The 16,559-nt window shown below is 64.9% G+C and carries 17 protein-coding genes and 1 pseudogene; 8 read left to right on the plus strand and 10 right to left on the minus strand.

Annotation, left to right across the window (positions count from 1 at the left end; genetic code table 11):
- The first annotated feature begins 52 nt into the window (after window positions 1–52).
- Window positions 53–739 carry a hypothetical protein gene (locus K7W41_RS02275; RefSeq protein ID WP_224604259.1) on the plus strand — a complete coding sequence of 229 codons (687 nt, stop codon included), beginning with the start codon at window positions 53–55 and terminating at the stop codon, window positions 737–739.
- A gap of 116 nt (window positions 740–855) precedes the next feature.
- On the opposite strand, the pseudogene K7W41_RS02280 reads toward K7W41_RS02275, so the two are convergent.
- The 6 genes and pseudogenes from K7W41_RS02280 to K7W41_RS02305 form a co-directional block, all read right to left on the minus strand.
- Window positions 856–1,902: pseudogene (locus K7W41_RS02280) on the minus strand (IS4 family transposase); the annotation flags it as partial.
- Between the two features lie 111 nt (window positions 1,903–2,013).
- Window positions 2,014–2,547: a hypothetical protein gene (locus tag K7W41_RS02285; RefSeq protein ID WP_224604261.1), complete on the minus strand. Its 534-nt coding sequence runs from the start codon at window positions 2,545–2,547 to the stop codon at window positions 2,014–2,016.
- Between the two features lie 1,013 nt (window positions 2,548–3,560).
- Window positions 3,561–4,664 carry a LysM peptidoglycan-binding domain-containing M23 family metallopeptidase gene (locus K7W41_RS02290; protein WP_224604263.1) on the minus strand — a complete coding sequence of 368 codons (1,104 nt, stop codon included), beginning with the start codon at window positions 4,662–4,664 and terminating at the stop codon, window positions 3,561–3,563.
- A gap of 67 nt (window positions 4,665–4,731) precedes the next feature.
- Window positions 4,732–5,172, minus strand: coding sequence for a D-aminoacyl-tRNA deacylase (gene dtd / locus K7W41_RS02295; RefSeq protein WP_224604266.1), 441 nt, complete (start codon window positions 5,170–5,172; stop codon window positions 4,732–4,734).
- 1 nt (window position 5,173) lies between these two features.
- Window positions 5,174–5,446 (minus strand): DUF1844 domain-containing protein, encoded by a 273-nt coding sequence (locus K7W41_RS02300; RefSeq protein ID WP_224604565.1) that lies wholly within the window; start codon window positions 5,444–5,446, stop codon window positions 5,174–5,176.
- A gap of 25 nt (window positions 5,447–5,471) precedes the next feature.
- A complete protein-coding gene (locus K7W41_RS02305) occupies window positions 5,472–5,837 on the minus strand; it encodes a hypothetical protein (protein WP_224604267.1) in 366 nt (121 codons plus the stop codon).
- 403 nt (window positions 5,838–6,240) lie between these two features.
- Between K7W41_RS02305 and K7W41_RS02310 the strand changes: the two genes are divergently transcribed.
- Window positions 6,241–6,867: a C40 family peptidase gene (locus K7W41_RS02310; RefSeq protein WP_224604268.1), complete on the plus strand. Its 627-nt coding sequence runs from the start codon at window positions 6,241–6,243 to the stop codon at window positions 6,865–6,867.
- A 278-nt stretch (window positions 6,868–7,145) separates the two neighbouring features.
- On the opposite strand, the gene K7W41_RS02315 is transcribed toward K7W41_RS02310, so the two are convergent.
- Together K7W41_RS02315 and K7W41_RS02320 are read right to left on the minus strand one after the other, a co-directional pair.
- Window positions 7,146–7,799 carry an outer membrane lipoprotein carrier protein LolA gene (locus tag K7W41_RS02315; RefSeq protein ID WP_224604269.1) on the minus strand — a complete coding sequence of 218 codons (654 nt, stop codon included), beginning with the start codon at window positions 7,797–7,799 and terminating at the stop codon, window positions 7,146–7,148.
- A 96-nt stretch (window positions 7,800–7,895) separates the two neighbouring features.
- Entirely contained in the window at window positions 7,896–8,924 is a 1,029-nt protein-coding gene (locus tag K7W41_RS02320) for a hypothetical protein (protein WP_224604270.1), read from the minus strand.
- Between the two features lie 75 nt (window positions 8,925–8,999).
- Here K7W41_RS02320 and K7W41_RS02325 point away from each other — a divergent pair, with 75 nt between their 5' ends.
- The 6 genes from K7W41_RS02325 (at window position 9,000) to K7W41_RS02350 (ending at window position 14,277) form a co-directional block, all read left to right on the plus strand.
- Window positions 9,000–9,509 carry an LEA type 2 family protein gene (locus tag K7W41_RS02325; protein WP_224604271.1) on the plus strand — a complete coding sequence of 170 codons (510 nt, stop codon included), beginning with the start codon at window positions 9,000–9,002 and terminating at the stop codon, window positions 9,507–9,509.
- A gap of 322 nt (window positions 9,510–9,831) precedes the next feature.
- On the plus strand, window positions 9,832–11,004 hold the full coding sequence (locus K7W41_RS02330) for an amidase (RefSeq protein WP_224604272.1): 1,173 nt from the start codon (window positions 9,832–9,834) through the stop codon (window positions 11,002–11,004).
- Complete coding sequence (locus K7W41_RS02335) at window positions 11,001–11,429, plus strand: hypothetical protein (protein WP_224604273.1); 429 nt, start codon at window positions 11,001–11,003, stop codon at window positions 11,427–11,429. The genes K7W41_RS02330 and K7W41_RS02335 overlap by 4 nt, the downstream gene beginning before the upstream one ends.
- Before the next feature lie 123 nt (window positions 11,430–11,552).
- Complete coding sequence (gene miaB / locus K7W41_RS02340) at window positions 11,553–12,932, plus strand: tRNA (N6-isopentenyl adenosine(37)-C2)-methylthiotransferase MiaB (RefSeq protein WP_224604567.1); 1,380 nt, start codon at window positions 11,553–11,555, stop codon at window positions 12,930–12,932.
- Window positions 12,933–13,012: 80 nt separating this feature from the next.
- Entirely contained in the window at window positions 13,013–13,618 is a 606-nt protein-coding gene (locus K7W41_RS02345) for a hypothetical protein (protein WP_224604274.1), read from the plus strand.
- A gap of 113 nt (window positions 13,619–13,731) precedes the next feature.
- Entirely contained in the window at window positions 13,732–14,277 is a 546-nt protein-coding gene (locus K7W41_RS02350; protein ID WP_224604275.1) for a hypothetical protein, read from the plus strand.
- Window positions 14,278–14,326: 49 nt separating this feature from the next.
- Here the strand turns inward: K7W41_RS02350 and K7W41_RS02355 are convergent, their stop codons facing one another.
- Both K7W41_RS02355 and K7W41_RS02360 read right to left on the minus strand, forming a co-directional pair.
- Window positions 14,327–15,274, minus strand: a complete 948-nt coding sequence (locus tag K7W41_RS02355; protein WP_224604276.1) for a ring-cleaving dioxygenase — start codon at window positions 15,272–15,274, stop codon at window positions 14,327–14,329.
- 98 nt (window positions 15,275–15,372) lie between these two features.
- Window positions 15,373–16,554: an acetyl-CoA C-acyltransferase gene (locus K7W41_RS02360; protein WP_224604277.1), complete on the minus strand. Its 1,182-nt coding sequence runs from the start codon at window positions 16,552–16,554 to the stop codon at window positions 15,373–15,375.
- Between the last annotated feature and the right edge of the window lie 5 nt (window positions 16,555–16,559).

Here is a 16,559-nt window from a genome sequence, read left to right on the forward strand (position 1 = left end):
CATGAGAAGCACGTAAGTGTTCCGTGACAGCTGAGGCCTAGGATACGTCCAGATGCTTAGAACCTTGGTCACGACCGCCTTCCTGATTTTGCCGACACTGCTCGCAGGCTGTAGGACGGCTACCCCGGTGGTGGATCCACATCTGCCGCCGATCAATCCGGGAGCCATGACCCTCACCGGCACGCTTGATGCGAGCTGGCGTGCCAGCCCTAATGCTCAGATACGGCTTGAAGGGTCAAGGAAGGGGATGGGAGGCGGCGATACGGTCGGAACCGTCACGCTCCAGCCCAATGGCCGGTTCACCGCCATCTTGGAAGAGCGGCCTCTGCATCTCGTGGCTGCACAGCCCAATTTCGGCTCGTTATGCGAAGGAACCGGTGTCTCTGATGTCAAGCGGAGCGGAACCGTAGATTTGAATCGTGTGCGTACCACTTGGCTTAACTTTTCTGTGCTCAAAGACCAGGCCACACAGCCCGAACATGTGTATATTCGGTTGACGCCGAACGAGCTGTCGCGGGCACAGTATCTGGTGTACGCCGTAGGTGAAGGCAGCATTCACCTGGCTGAAAGCTGCCTGACGAACGACCCCACGACGTATGCCGACACCCGATACACCGTGGACATTGATTTCACTCCAGGCTGGAACTTGATTGACATCAACGGCTATCGATCAAAACCGAACTGGTCGAACCTGGAATACCGCAAGTTGCCCCTGCCGGGCGAGCTCTATCTGAAGTAAACGGGACCGCGCGCCGCATAGACAGCTTCCCTGCGCCGCTCACCCCTTCGTTGTCCTGCTCCTTGCTGGCCTGCCCCGTCAGCTGAAGGTTGGCCCTGTGTCTGACGAGCACTCAAAGGCATGAGCACATGTAAAACTCGCCAGGAGACAGGCGAAGGGTGAAGCAACAGATCTTGAAGATGGTCGAGGCCGAGTCGGAACACGGACACCGTGCGGTGTCCGTGTTTCTTCCGTTTCTCGGGCTGTCGAGTGGCGATGATTTGGCCCGTCACGCAAGCCCAGATAAAGGCGGCAGACACGCAGGTGAACAGCGTTGAGACACGTTCAGCCTGCGTCAGGCCGGTGTCTTCCAGATGGAAGCCTCTGGTTTTGAGAGCTGAGTGCAGAGTTTCTGCCTGCCAGCGCTGGGCATAGCGGCGGAGATTCACAGAAGCGTGGCCCCGATAGGCGAGATACAGGACGTCTCCAGCGGCATTCTTGGTGGCACATAGGCGCAACGACACGCCATAGACGACCATCCGGCGATGCCAACAGCGAATCTCACCCGTCTGAAGCTTTTTAAAGCAGGCCCAGACCGGCAGCTTGCCGGTTCCGATGGTGGCTGTTGCTGGGAGACGAATACAGGGCGCGATGCCGTGCTTCTCCAGAAACGTGAACCACGACGTGCCGATGAACTCGCGGTCTGCCAGCAAGCTTCCAATGCGTCGCTCGGGGCAGCACTGAAGGAACCGGGTCAGGAGTGCTTCACGCACCTGTTGCGAACTGCTCCCGCCGTGGGGGAGCAGCACCCACATCAGCGGCAGACTGAAGCCGTCCCAGACGGCAGAAAGCAGCAAGATATTGACATCCTGCTTGCCGAGCTTCCAATTGGTGCGGTCTAAGATCAGGTGCAGCTCACTGTCTGGTAGGAAGGACAACGCGAAACGCGCAAAGAGATGGTCGGGAAATTCAAATCGGACAAAGCGGCGTAACCGTTGGTATCGCGTCTCCAATGAGCCAGGGAGATGTACATGGGTCTTCAGCGTGTACAGCACAACGCTGCGCGCCTGAATCATTGCCAGGATCAGGGCCGCCAGCACCTCGAGGCGGCGGGCATCAATTGGAAACGAAGACCGCAGGGCGGTCTGCAAGGTATCGTGTGGGTGTCGTTTCTGGGTTTTCATCGCAGAAATACCCTACTGGAGCCGATTTTTCCTTGGCTGTTACGAGTTTTGACTGGTAGTCAGATGTATCGGATTGAAAACAGAGAGGCTCGAGACTGCGGTGGCCGTGCTCTATCGCCTCGTGACGCTGACGCTCGCGCACGCCCGCTCTATCTCCAATACCTGCTCTCTATTATCGACCGATCCGTAGCACTCCACCACAATAGGCATGCCAAGCTCTAAAATTTCAGAGGAGTTAACGAAAAATCTCGACCGCTGCCTTCCAATAACAATCTCTCTTTTTCCCACCTTCTTTGTCTCGATAATATTTCTTGACTCCAAATGACCTCCCCTCGATCCAACTGTATGCAAGCCAATCCTAAGATTGATGCGTCGACTCCTATCGTAAATATAGAACCTATCGATATCTTCTTGTATAAATTCAAACGTTTCAGATGCTTCGATCTTTATTTTAAAGTATGGCGAATCGTCCCTGAAATCCAGCGCAGTATCTTGCTCAAAAGGAACAATTTTTGCTCGCAGCGCCACTTCTTGTGCCTTTCTTTCCTGTAATCTTTTATTCGCATTGTGTTGTAAAGCCAAACCCACACCGACGACCCATACCGTAACAACGATGACCAGGAAAGCTTTAGGAGTGAGGGGCATTTTACAAATTCCCGGTCAAGAAGGTATTGCAGAGTTGACCAAAAGCAAAAGCAGAAAGATCGAGCATGCCTTAGATTACCGCATTTTACTGGGACACACAGTTGGGCTGAGGAGTACAAGAGCGTTTAAGTTTCGCCACAGTTACAGAGGAGGATGCAGTACGACAGTCTGTAGTTAGGCCGATTTCCAAGAAAAGACAGAAACTGCGCGATGTCCATGCTCTCTGTACGTGATACCTAGTTTGGCAGCATCGAAACCCTGTGAGTTCAGAGTAGAGTGTAGGTTTTCCCCTTGCTCCGCTGAGCGTCTCGCCTCAGATTTGGTGCTGGTTGACCACTATATGTCAGTTACATCACCTCACCTGCGACATTCGTAGTAGGTGACTGAGCCCGTTGAGCCATCGAAAACACTGCACACCAATATATTCTCGTTCAACGAGCTGACATTGAACGCGACACCCGTGGTAATCCGTGGGGGAGCCCTTTAAAAGCGCTTTCCGTATTCGCTGATCACTCGCGCCGTCATGCATGACCGGTATCCACATGAGCGGGAGGCCTAGCGCTTCTGAACGCCGGAGAGCATCAGGACATCAATGTCCTGCTGGCCGAACTGCCAGTCCGTACAATCCAAAATCAGGCCACAAAATCGTCAAGTAGATAGAAAGGACCATGCAAGGCGCGCGAACATTGCACCTGGCACCTGGTATGGAGTGCAGCACTGGTTAGTACCGGATGGCCGGCTGAGCTTCAAATCTGACGTGATCCTCTGGCCTGTAAGCCTCTACAGTTCTCGCCAAAGTAAGGCGAGAATCAGTGCTGCAGACATTACGCTCTTTCGGACATTAACGGACAACGCAGACCTGAGCGCGGCTGACAACGTATCGTACGGGTGTCAGCTTCGAGTTCGCTGCATCGCAGAAAGACCGTAAGCAGTCGACTTTACGTTGCCCTCCACGGGTTTTGATAGGGAATCACCACAGGGCATTTACCCCTAAGTCCGTACAGACCCGCCTCTCAGCGCGGCCACAGGCGGTTCATCCAGCTGGCGGGATTGGTGCCCTCGCCCCGCACGCGGATTTCCAGGTGCAGGTGGGGGCCGGCACTCAGGCCCGTGCTGCCCACCTCGCCGAGCTTGTCGCCGCGCGCCACTTTCTGGCCCACCTTCACGCTCACCTTGCTCTGGTGGAAATACAGGCTGGTGACTCCTGCGCCGTGGTCAATGACCACGAGGCCGCCGCGCACCGGGTAGCGCCCGGCGATCACCACTGTGCCGTCGTTGACGGCCAGGACGGGGGTGCCGGCTCTGGCCGGGTAGTCGGTGCCGAAGTGGTAGGCCACCGGGCCACCCGCCACGTAGGTGCGCGGCTGCCCGAACGAACTGCTGGTGGGGGCCGTGCCTTTCAGGGCCGGGGCAAAGGGGCGGCTCCAGGCCTGCGGGGTGCGCCGCGCGTAGGCGCCTTCCACCAGGGCGTCTTCGGCCTTGCGGGCGGGGTCCTGCAGCACGCTGCTGATGCGGGGGGGCAGGTTCAGGTGCTGGATAGGCTGATCCAGCCCGGTCACCGGGATGCGCCCGCGCACCAGCGCGCCGTCCAGCGTGACCTCGTAAACCACCGGGGTGGTCTTGCCCAGCACCACGCGCCCGGGAACCACATATTCGCCCGCCGCGCCAACCGGCTTCAGGGCCTCGTTGGGGCGGCGCACATCCTCGCCCACCTCACTGGGAAAGCGCACGGTGGCCTCACCCGCCCGCGCGCCGCTGAGGCGCACCACAAAGGCCTCGCCCATGCGCAGGCTGGCGGGCACGGTGATGTTCACGCCCGCAATGCGCGCGCCGGTGGGTGTGGGGGCCAGCTGCTCCGGGGGGAGGGGCGCAGGCGTGACCGGCGCCGCTGGGGTGGCTGACGCGGCCGGAGTGGCCGCCGTGGCCGCACCCGGCAGCTTCAGTTCCTGGCCCACCTTCAGGGCAGTGCCCTGCAGCCCGTTCAGGCGCGCGAGCACCTCGACGGTGGTGCCGTTGGCACGCGCAATGGAATACAGGGTGTCGCCGGGTTTGACAGTATAGGCCGCCGCGCCCCCCACACAGAGGAGCGCGGCCAGCAGGGCGGTGCGGCGGATCATGCGGCGCAGCATAGGGTGAGCGGCGGTGAGAACAAAGAGGGCCGGGCCGGCACCCTCCCGCCCGTCTTTACGCCACGTCCAGGGTGAGGGTCACCGGGCCGTCGTTGGTCAGGTCGATGACCATGTGGGCGCCGAAGACCCCTTCACCCACGGGCAGACCCAGGTCGCGCAGCGCGGCGTTGAAGACCGCGTACAGGGCGCGGGCCTGCTCGGGCGGGGCCGCGCCGGTGAAACTGGGGCGGTTGCCGCTGCGGGTATCGGCGTACAGCGTGAACTGGCTGATGCTGAGAATACCGCCGCCCATGTCCTGCACGCTGCGGTTCATCTTGCCGGCCTCGTCGCCAAAAATACGGAGTCTGGCGATCTTGGCCGCCATCACCTGAGCCGTCTGTTCGGTGTCGCCGGGGGCCACGCCCAGCAGCACGAGCAGTCCCGGCCCGGTCTCCCCGGTCACCTGCCCCGCCACGGTGCAGCGGGCCTGGGTGACCCGCTGAAGCACGGCGCGCACGCTAGCCCTGGGCGCCGGGCGCCTGCAGGCGGGCGTGCAGGCTGGTGATGGCGTCACTGAGCAGCTCAGCTTCGGTGAAATCCAGGTTGCCCCGGGTTTTTTCGGCCAGCATGGTCAGCAGTTTCAGGCTGCGTTCGGCGGTCTGGCGGGCGCGGCGCTCGTCGAGCAGGCCGTCGCGCGCGGCGCTGGCGGTCGCCGCGTTCAGGTCGCCCAGCGCGGCCTCGGCGGTCGCCTGCAGGGTGTTCACCAGTCCAACAAAATCCGGGTGGGGCATCACGCGCCTTAGTGTAGGGGCCCAGTTACTCGCTCAGGCGGGGGCGCTTGCTGCGGGCCTCGCGCCGGGTCTTGGGGTCCAGGCCCACCAGCAGGAAAAAGTTCTCCAGGGCGTTTTCCTGGCCCTTGATGTCGGGGTGGGCGTGCTCCGGGGTGCCAGTGGCAAAGGGCAGCGCGCGGTACAGCTCCAGCGCGCGGGCAATCACGTCGTCGGGGCCGTGGGTCTCGGCAAAGGTGCCCAACTGGGCGTAGACCTCGCGGCGGCTCTCGGCGTGCTTCAAAAAGGCCTCGGGATGGGGGGTCTCGCTGGCCCGCAGCATGTCCTGGCGCGCAATGCGGCGGTAATGCTTCAGGCCCAGCTGAATCTGCTCGGTCGAGAGGATCTCCTTCATGCTGCCTCCTAGCCTACCGCCTGCGTGCCCCTTCCCCACCTGTCCCCGGCGCGGGGCAGAACAGTGCTGCGGCCTGGGGCGCAGCCCAGGGCACCCCTCCATGCTGCCTCTGATCGGCAGGAGGAGGTCTTGCGCATCCTCCAAAAGAGAACCGCCCAAACCCACCATGAGTAAGATGAGAATATCGGAAACCCGGCATTCAGCGAAAAGTGCCTGAGTCACGGCAGAAGCCCTAAATCTGAAAACATGAGCCTAGACTTGAGAATTCTGAACTTGGGGGGCTCATGAAGGGGCAGGCACTGGTCCCAGAGGACGCATAAAAACCGTATAGGCGCATACCTGACCCCCAGATTTCCAAGAATTAAGGACAACTAAATAAAGAGACGATAAACTGCCCCTGTCGATGAAACTCTCTCGTGCCCTCCTGACCGTCCTGGCGCTTTCGAGCACCGCCAGCGCCGCCACCTACACCGTGAAGCCCGGTGACACCCTGTACTCCATTGCCAAGGCCACCGGCGTGGACGCCCCCACCCTGATGAAGCTGAATAAACTCGGCAGCAGCACCATTCAGGTGGGCCAGAAACTGAGCACCGGCGGCAACGCCCCCAGTGCGGCGCGCCCTGTCCAGGCGGCCCCGGCCCCGGTCGCCCGCAGCGCAGGCAGCGCCTACGTGCGCGCCGCTGCCAGCAACTTCCTGGGCATCCGCTACGCCCTGGGCGGCACCGGGCGCGGCGGCATTGACTGCAGCGGTTACACCATGAACGTGTTCCGCCAGCTGGGCATCAACCTGCCCCGCACCGCCGCCGCCCAGTGGCGCGTGGGCAGCCCCGTGAGCCGCCGCGATCTGCGCGCGGGTGACCTCGTGTTCTTCAACACCATGGGCCGCACCGCCAGCCACGTGGGGATCTACATGGGCGACGGCATGATGGCCAACGCCAACAGCTACCACGGCCGCACGGTCATTGAGCCCCTGTTCAGCAACGCCTACTGGGCCAGCCGCTACGACGGTGCCCGCCGCGTCCTGAACTAACCCCCCCGGCCTAAAAAAGTTTCATCGACACCCCCGCCACACGGCGGGGACTTTTTTGTGGTCTGGGGGTAGAACCCACGGGGCTTGAGGGGGTCACCCTTCACCGCTTTGCGGTGGAGGAAGTCAGGAGGGAGCGCAGACAGCCGGACCAACAGCATTGAAGGGTCAAGAGGCCAGCGCTCCAAGGTACGGGGGGCCGCTTTACAGCTAGACACACGCCACAGCGGTGCGCCCGGAGCCTTGTTCAGACCCCGGGCGCACCCACCTCATGGCGGTTTTTACTGGCGAATAATCTGTGCGTCCTTGGGCAGGGCGCGCAGGGCGGCGGGGGTCAGACCGCTGTTCACGCGGTAGTTGGACACGGTCAGGTCGGCCACGGTCTTGCCCGCGCTGCTGAGCATCTGAATGCGGGTGGGACGCCAGCCCGCTTCGGTGATCCAGACGCGGGTGCGGTCACCGCTGCCGCTCTTGGCGGTGGCTTCCAGCTGGTACTGCCGCGCGCCCGCCGCGCCGCTGGTGCCCAGCAGTTTGACGTTGTAGCCGCTCAGCAGGGTCGCCGTGTTGCTCAGCTGGGTGAAGTCGAAGCCGAAGCCCGCGGCGTCGGCGGCCTTTTTGGTGCTGGTCACGGTGATCTGGTTGGTAAGGTACAGGTACTGCCGCACCTCGTTCTTGTCGGCCACCACCACGTTGTCGGCCAGCGCGTCAGGGGCAGCGAACTGCACGCGGGCCACGCTCTGGGCGGGAATGGCCTTGATGGTCATGTCGATTTTCTGGGTGCTGCTGTCCAGGGCGGCGGTGCCACTGAGCCGGAAGGACACGTCCTTGGCGGCCTTCTGGGCGGCGTCCACTTTGGCAAGGATGTCCTGGGCGGTCTGGGCACCGGCCACCGGCAGCAGGGCGGCCAGCAGGGTCAGGGTGAGGCGTCGGGTCATACGCGGCAGTATCCCGCCCCCACGCATGAGAAGGCACGCGCACACCTGACGGCAGGTTTAGCCTCGCACTGGCGCGGCTTTTTCGTCAGGCCAGGGTCAGGGCTGCGTGCCCAGCGGCAGGGCGTAAGAGACCCGCGCGCCGTAGCCCAGGCCGCCGCTGCGGGTGCGCCCCCCGCTGACATTCAGGGCCAGGGTGCCGGGGCCGGCGGTCCAGGTGGCTTCCAGGCCCGCGCGCAGCGGGGTGCTGGCCGTGCGCCAGGGTTCGTAGGCGGCGTACAGGCGCAGCGTGCTGCCCTCGCCCAGCACCTCGGCGGCCGATACGCTGCCCGTGACCCCGAAGGTCTGCGGGCCCACCAGGGCGTCCAGGCCCAGGCTCAGGCCGCTTTCGGTGGCGTAGCCCAGGCCGCCGCTGAGGCCCAGCACCCCGCGCCCCGCACGGGCCCCCAGGCGCCACGAGAGGGTGCCCACCGTCTCCTGCTCGGGTTCGGCGGCCGGCGCTTCTTCGGCGGGGGCCTCGTCCGCCGGGGCGCTGTCGGTGGGGGCGGATTCGGGCGCGGGCGCCTCGGCTTCGGCGGACACAGCGCGGGTGAGCACGCGGCGGCCCTCCACCCCGGCCAGCAGGTGCGGCTGCGCACCGAACTCGCCGCCAGCCACCGCCACCAGATCGCGCGACAGGCGGTAGCGCACCGCCACGTCGCCGCTCAGCCCACGCTCCCGGAGGTCGGTGGGGGCCTCGGCAAAGGGGGCCAGCGGATCGGCCGCCTGCGCCGCCACCGTAAAGGCACTCAGGCCCAGGTTCAGGGCCACGGGCCCCAGGCTGCCGGTCACGCGGCTGCCGGCGCGCACGCCGCCCTGCCACGTCACCAGCAGGCTGCTGCGCGCGCTCACGGCCCCCAGCGGCGGCAGGGCCAGCCCCCGGCCGTAGCTCAGATCGGCGCCCCGGTTGCCCACGCCAAAGGCGGCGGTGCCACCCAGCACCTCCACATCGCTGATGCCGGCGCGGGCCCACAGGGGGCTGCCGGGCCGGCTGTACGCCACCCCAAACTCCAGCGTGGCCGCCTGGGCCGCGCCCGCCAGCAGGCCAGAGAGAAGGACGGGGAACAGGCGCGGGGCAAAGCGGTGCATGCGGGCAGGGTAGCAGGGCCGCGTGGTGCGGCGGCCGGTCAGGATCGGGCAAGACGGGCGCGTTAAGGTGAGGCCATGCCCGGACGCCGCCTTCTGCCCGTGACCTTCGCCGCTGTGCTGTGTGGGGGCCTGAGCGCCTGCGCGCCGCTGCAACAGGTGTTTCAGGTGCCGCAGGTGGCCGTGGAGAACATCCGCCTGACCCGCCTGACCCTGCCCGGCGGCCTGGGCGCCGCCCCCGTGGCCGACCTGAGCGTGACCCTGCGCGTGACCAATCCCAATCCCCTGCCGCTGCGGCTGGCGAACCTGGGCGGCGCCCTGGTGGTTGACGGGTTTGAGGTGGGACAGGTGAGCTTTCCCAACGTGGCGCTTCCGGCACGCGGCGAGGCCCTGCAGCCCGCCGAACTCTCCATTCCGGTGTCGCTGAACACGGCGGCTTCGTTCCTGAAGGTGGCGCGCGGCCAGCTGGTCACCTACCGCCTGGACGGCCAGTTCAGCGCCGACCTGGGCCCGCTGGGGCTGCAGGCCTTCGGCCCGTTTACTCTGGCACAGGGGCAATGGAAGCAGCCAGCCATTTTGCCGTTCTGAGCACGAAGCGCGGTCGGGGCAGCACTGCACGGCTCTGAGGCCAGTGACCGAATGCAGGTCACAGCGCAGCACTCTTCCAATCAAGTGCGGTAAGAGGCTGCTTGGGATGCCCCAGCTGTTGACCTGTACTCGGCCTCTCACAGCGAGAACTTTCTCCGCGCTCGGCAGGGAGACGGCCCCCACTGCCTTCTTTTCTCCTCCCCCTTGATGGAGGAGGCCAGGTGGGGGTGGACAGGCAGCCTCCACCACGTTTCCCCCTACGCTCAAAGCCTCCCCTTGCCGCCCCAACCAACCCCACCCGGCCTCCCTTACCCTGAAGGGCGTGAGTGCTCTCCCCCTCCCCGATCCCCAGCGCGCCTGGGCCTACCGCCCGGCCTCTCCCCTCCCCGGGGCGGCCCAGGGCCCCCTGGCAGGGCTGACCTTCAGCGTGAAAGACCTGTTCGGCGTGCCCGGTTGGCCGCTGCAGGCCAGCACCCGCGCCCCGGTGCCCGACCCCGGACCCAGCCCCCTGGTGGCCCGCCTGCTGGCCCTGGGCGCCAGCGCCGCTGGCAAGACCCACCTGCATGAAATTGCGCTGGGGATCACCGGCCACAACGGGCACGGCGGCACCGAGCATCCCTTCTGGCCCGGCCATGTGCCCGGGGGCAGCAGCAGCGGCGCGGCCGTCAGCGTGGCGCTGGAGCAGGTGGATTTCGCCCTGGGCACCGATACAGGCGGCAGCATCCGCATTCCGGCGGCGTGGTGTGGGGTCGCCGGCTTCAAGCCCACCAAGGACCATCCGGCGTGGCCCACCCAAGGGATCTTGCCCCTGTCACCCAGCTGCGACCATGCGGGCCCGCTGGCGCGCGACGTGCAGACCATCGCCCGGGTGCACGGCGCCCTGACCGGCCAGCCTGTTCACCCAGCGCCGTGGGCCGGGGTACGGGTGGGGCTGTGGCTCCCCAGCGGCTGGGTGACCCCGGAGGTGGAAGCCGCCACGCACGCCGTGGCCGCGCAGGTGCAGGCCCTGGGGGCTACGGTCGAGCCCGTCACTTTCCCCGAGGTGCTGGACGCCTACTCACCCACCGTGCTGGGCGAGGCGGCGGCGGTGCACCGGGCCGCACTGGCCCAGGGCGACCCGCCTTTCCTGCCCTTCACCCTGGCTGCCCTGCGGCAGGGCGCGGCCCTGACCGAAGCCGAGCGCGGGGCCGCCCAGGCCCGCCGCGCGGCCTACCGCGCCGAACTGGACGCCCTGTTCGCCCGCGCCCAGGTGCTGCTGGCCCCCACCGTGCCCTGCCCGCCACCCCTGATCGGCCAGGAGGAACTGGCATTGCCCGGCGGGCCTGTGCCGCTGCGCCGCGCCGTGCTGAGGCTGACCGCGCCCTTCAGCCTCCTGGGGGTGCCCGTGGTGGCGTGGCCCTCGCCTACCCCTTTCGTGGGCGTGCAACTGGTGGGCCGCGCGGGGCAGGATGACCACCTGCTGGGGCTGGCCCTGGGCCTGGAGGGTGCGCAGTGAAGCGGCTGTTCTGCCTCTCGCTGGCCGCTGGCCTCGCCGCCTGCGCCCCCGCCCCGCAGGCCCAACCAGTGATGACCTATGAGGGTGAGGTGCGGGTCCTGCTGCTGCCCCAGCGCGTGCGCGTGAGCTACACCGTCAATCCCTTGACCCACGAGGTCAAGGGGGCCTACCGCAACCTCAGCAGCGGCGACACCTTTGTGCTGGAAGGCACCCTGCTGCCTGGCCCAGAGGGTGACACCCTGACAGCGCGAATCACCCCCGCCGAGACAGCGCGCCTGAACGCCAGCGTGCTGGGCTTTGGCATCAGCAATATCCCCCTGAAAGCGGGCGCCACCCTCAGCGCGGTGCAGGTGCGCAACCTCCTGACCGGCACCCTCACCGTGAATGCGGTGCGCTATCCCCTCACCCTGAAATGGGTGCCGTAGGGCGCGCAGGGAAACGCGCAGCGGCCCGGCGCACACAGTACAATTCAGCGTTCGCCCCTGCACCCACGCAGGGCGCGCCAAAGGCCCCGGAATCCCTCCGTCAGGCTGAAGGAGTTGATAGGTATCAAGGCGCATCTCATTACATACGGCTGTCAAATGAACGAGTACGACACGCACCTCGTTCAGTCTCAACTGGTCAGTTTCGGGGCCGACATCGTGGATACGGTGGACGAGGCCGATTTCGTGCTGATCAACACCTGCGCGGTGCGGGGCAAACCCGTGGAAAAGGTCCGCAGCGTGCTGGGCACCCTGCGCAAGACCAAGGCGCAGCGGCCCCTGGTGGTGGGCATGATGGGCTGCCTCGCGCAGCTGGACGAAGGCCAGCAGATGGCCCGCAAGTTCGGCGTGGATGTGCTGCTGGGGCCCGGCAGCCTGCTGGATATTGGCAAGGCACTGGAAGGCAACGAGCGCTTCTGGGGCCTGGCCTTCAAGGACGAGCTGCACGACCACATTCCCCCGCCGCCCACCGGCAAATTGCAGGCGCACCTAACGATCATGCGTGGCTGCGACCACCATTGCACCTACTGCATCGTGCCCACCACGCGCGGCCCGCAGGTGAGCCGCCACCCGGACGACATCCTGCGCGAACTGGACACGCTGCTGGCGGCGGGTGTGCAGGAAGTGACGCTGCTGGGCCAGAACGTGAACGCCTACGGCGTGGACGGCGGCGCGCGCCTGGGCGGCTACCCCAGCTTTGCAGGGTTGCTGCGGCTGGTGGGCCAGAGCGGCGTGCGGCGCGTGAAGTTCACCACCAGCCACCCCATGAACTTCACCGAGGACGTGGCCGCCGCGATGGCCGAAACCCCCGCCATCTGCGAGTTCGTGCACCTTCCGGTGCAGAGCGGCAGCAACCGCGTGCTGCGCCGCATGGCCCGCGAGTACACCCGCGAGAAGTACCTCTCGCACATTGACGAGATCCGGAGGCACCTGCCCGGCGCCGTGCTGGCCACCGATATCATCGTGGGCTTTCCCGGCGAGACCGAGGAGGACTTTCAGGAGACCCTCAGCCTGTACGACGAGGTGGGCTACGACAGCGCCTACATGTTCGCATACAGCGCCCGTCCCGGCACGCCCAGCTACAAGCACTTTGAAGACCTGCCCCGCGAGGTCAAGACCGAGCGCCTGAGCCGCCTGATCGCCCGGCAGAAGGACTGGAGCGCGCGCAAGAACGCCGAGAAGGTGGGCACCATCCAGGAAGTCCTGCTGCGCGGCGACGCCCACGACCCCGCTTTTCTGGAAGGGCACACGCGCGGCAACCACCCCACCGTGGTGCCCAAAGCCATTGGGGCCGACCGCGCCGGCATTTACGCCGTGCGCATTGAGCACGCCACCCCGCACATGATGTACGGCAAGATTCTGGATGCCCAGGGCCGCGAACTCCCCGAAGTGCCGCGCCTGGACCCGGCCTCGGCCGCGCTGAGCGCACCGCTGGCGATGGCCTAAACCGAAGCTTTAAGCCCGCCTGAAGCCCAGTTCAGGCGGGCGTCACATTTGCATCAGGTGAAGGCGGCACAGTGGGCCTCATGAAACGACTGGCACTGATCGCCCTGGGCAGCATGACCACCCTCGCCGCGTGCGGGAGTGCAGGCATTGCACCAGATGGAAGTGGTAGTGGCGTCATCAGAGCAGTGAAAACGGAATATGCCACTTCTCTCGGCACAGCCGGTCAACCAGCGCGCCACGTCGGCTGTGACCAAATCACTAACCCGACCACAAACACGACTTCAACTGCAACGCAAGTAGTCGTGGAGTTCGAAGCAGCAGGTGAGATCCAATCCATACGTGTTGAACTCAAGGGCGGCACCGACAGTCAGTATGACTCGTTTTTCGTCCAAGACATTCCCGCAGGGCAATTGAAGACTCGACCCGATGGTTCTTACCTTGCCATCTTCAATGCGAATAGTGCGACTGGGCGATTCCTACCCTCCTCTATCGTTGTTGAGCCTAAACCTGAAGAGCGAAATACCAAGCTGGTGACCACTACTGGCGCTGCTGTGGGGAATTTCTACGCCGACTTAACCATTCGCACCAAGACTTCCAGCTTCCCCCTAACGAGCAAAAACGTGGCCAGAATCCCTGTCTATCGCCAGTGCACGCTGGCCTCGACCGCCCAGCCGCTCAGCCAGTAAGTCACCTTGTTCCAAAGGCGCCCCAGCAGGTTCGGGGCGCTTTATGCATTGTCCTCAGAGACGCTCAATCCACCATCACAAGCCCGTCAGCTTCGACAGGCACAGTGAGAGGCATGAAGAGAGCTGCGCTGGCCGCATTGGGCCTTATGGGTGTTCTGGCAAGTTGTAACGTGACGGTTACGGGGCCGACTGCACAGCCCGTGACTATTACGCAACTGAATAGCTACACCTCTGACTATTACTACGAAACAGTAGAAAACGGTCAGACGAAGCGGAACTACGTTATCTGCAATGACCGTCAGACACGTCTGTATCTGGACGTCAGCTGGTCTGGCCCCCTGAGCCAGCTGGGCGCACGCTTCACCACAACGAGAAATGGCAGCACCTCTTCGAAAGAAGTGTCGACCAATGTCTTTGGTGCTAATACGAGCGGGCGCGATACGTTCACTTACACGATTGGTGCGGGTGCCCTGCCTCTGTCGGCACGTAGCGGCGGCCCTACTTTGGCCGCTCAGAAACTCGCAGCACAGGCTATTGTCGTCACCCCTAGCACGATGGGCAATGTGGCCGTCGACATCTGGGGTTACAACCCAGACGGCCTCAAGAGCCGCGAGTTGCAGGCGCCTGGGACTATTCCTATCGTGGCTTCCTGCGCTTAAAATCCCCATTAAACGAAGTGCCGCTCCTACGATGAGGAGCGGCACTTCTTTACTCTAGCGGCGTCAATCCAGCTTCGATCTGGGCACGGCGCGGCTTCAGGAAGGGGGCTAGGATCAGGGTCTCGCCCAGGTGGGCGGGGTCCTCGTCCACGGCAAAGCCTGGACCATCGGTGGCCAGTTCAATCAACACGCCCTGGGGCTCGCGGTAGTAGATGCTGCGGAACCAGTGCCGGTCCACCTCGCCGCTGGTGCGCAGGCCCAGGCCGCGCAGGTGGGCGTCCCAGGCGTGGTACTGGTCATCTGCCACCCGCAGCGCGAGGTGGTGAACCCCGCCCGCCCCAGGCCGCGCGGGGGGCAGGGCAGGGTCCAGGCGCAGGTGCAGCTCGGCGTGTGGGCCACCCTCGCCCATGCGGTACACCTGAATGGACCGCGCCTCCCCCTCGGGGTCGGCGTAGGTGCCTGCGGCGTGCAGGCCATAGGCTTTTTCCAGCACGCGCCCGGTGGGAAAGAGGTTGGGCAGCGTCAACTCGACTGGCCCCAGGCCCAGGAGCTGGTGCTCGGCCGGCACTGGGCTGTCCGCCCACGGCACGCCAGCCGGGCCCCCTTCCACAAGGCTCAGGCGCTGGCCCTCGGGGTCCTGAAAGTCCAGATGCGGGCGCCCGGCGCGCGTGACCGGGGTAACCCGCAGGCCCTGGCCCTCCAGGCGCGCCTGCCACCAGCCCAGGCTGCCCGGCGGCACCCGCAGGCTGGTGCGGGAGATCGAGTGGTTGCCGGGCTCCTCGGGCGGCACCGGCCACTCGAAAAAAGTCAGGTCGCTGCCGGGACTGCCCTCGGCGTCGGCGTAGAACAGGTGATAGGCGGTCACGTCGTCCTGATTCACCGTCTTTTTCACCAGCCGCAGGCCCAACACGCCCGTGTAAAACCGCAGATTCTCGCGGGCGTTGGCCGTCACGGCGGTCACATGGTGCAGCCCGTGGGGAACGAGGGAGGAAGTCATACCATTACTCTAATCGTTTAACGTTAAGCAAATGTGACCCGCCAGCAGAAAGGGGCCTCCACAGAAGCCCCTTCCCTATGCCCAACAATCCACACCCCTTACAGCACCTCGAACAGCCCCGCAGCACCCATCCCGCCGCCAATGCACATGGTGACCACCACGTGCTTGGCACCCCGGCGCTGGCCTTCCAGCAGAATGTGGCCGGTCAGGCGGGCGCCGCTCATGCCGTAGGGATGCCCCACAGAAATGCTGCCGCCATTGACGTTGTATTTTTCCGGGTCAATGCCTAGGCGGTCTCGGCAGTACAGGGCCTGCACGGCGAACGCCTCGTTCAGTTCCCACAGGTCAATGTCGTCCACACTCAGGCCGTGGCGCTTCAGGAGCTTGGGCACGGCGAATACCGGGCCTATGCCCATCTCGTCGGGCTCGCAGCCGGCGATGGCGAAGCCCTTGAACAGCCCCAGCGGTTTCAGGCCCCGTTCACGCGCCACGTCGGCGTTCATGACCACCACGGCCGCCGCCCCGTCGCTGAGCTGCGAGGCGTTGCCGGCCGTGATCACCCCGCCCTCGAACACCGGCTTGAGTTTGCCCAGGCCCTCTAGCGTGGTGTCGGGGCGGTTGCCCTCGTCCAGCGCGCGCGTGACCGTCTGCTCGCTTACCTCGCCCGTCGCCTTGTCCTGCACCTTCATGCCAGCCGTCATGGGCACGATCTCGTGCTCAAACAGCCCGGCCTGCTGGGCGCGGGCAGTGCGCATCTGCGAGTGGTAGGCGTACTCGTCCTGCTGCTCGCGGGAAATGCCGTAGCGCCGCGCCACGATTTCTGCCGTTTCCAGCATGGGCATGTAGATCTCGGGCTTGTGTTCAGAGAGCCACTCGCCGCGCAGGCGGTACTTGTTCGCGTGCTCATTCTGGGTCAGGGTGATGCTTTCCAGGCCGCCAGCCACGAACACGTCGCCCTGCCCGGCCATCACATGGTTCGCCGCCAGGGCGATGGTCTGCAGGCCGCTGGAGCAGAAGCGGTTAACCGTCATGCCGCTGACCGACACTGGCAGGCCCGCGCGCAGGGTAATCTGCCGGGCAATGTTGCTGCCGGTGGCGCCTTCGGGGTTCCCGGCGCCCATGATCACGTCTTCAATCTCGGCGGGGTCCACGCCCGCGCGAGCTATGGCGTGGGTCACGGCGTGCGCCCCCAGGTCCGACCCATGGGTATCGTTGAGAAAGCCCCGGTACGCCTTGCCAATGGGCGTGCGGGCGGTAGACACAATGACAGCTTCAGGCATAGGTT

The sequence above is a fragment of the Deinococcus multiflagellatus genome, from assembly GCF_020166415.1.
Classification (GTDB): Bacteria; Deinococcota; Deinococci; order Deinococcales; family Deinococcaceae; genus Deinococcus; species Deinococcus multiflagellatus.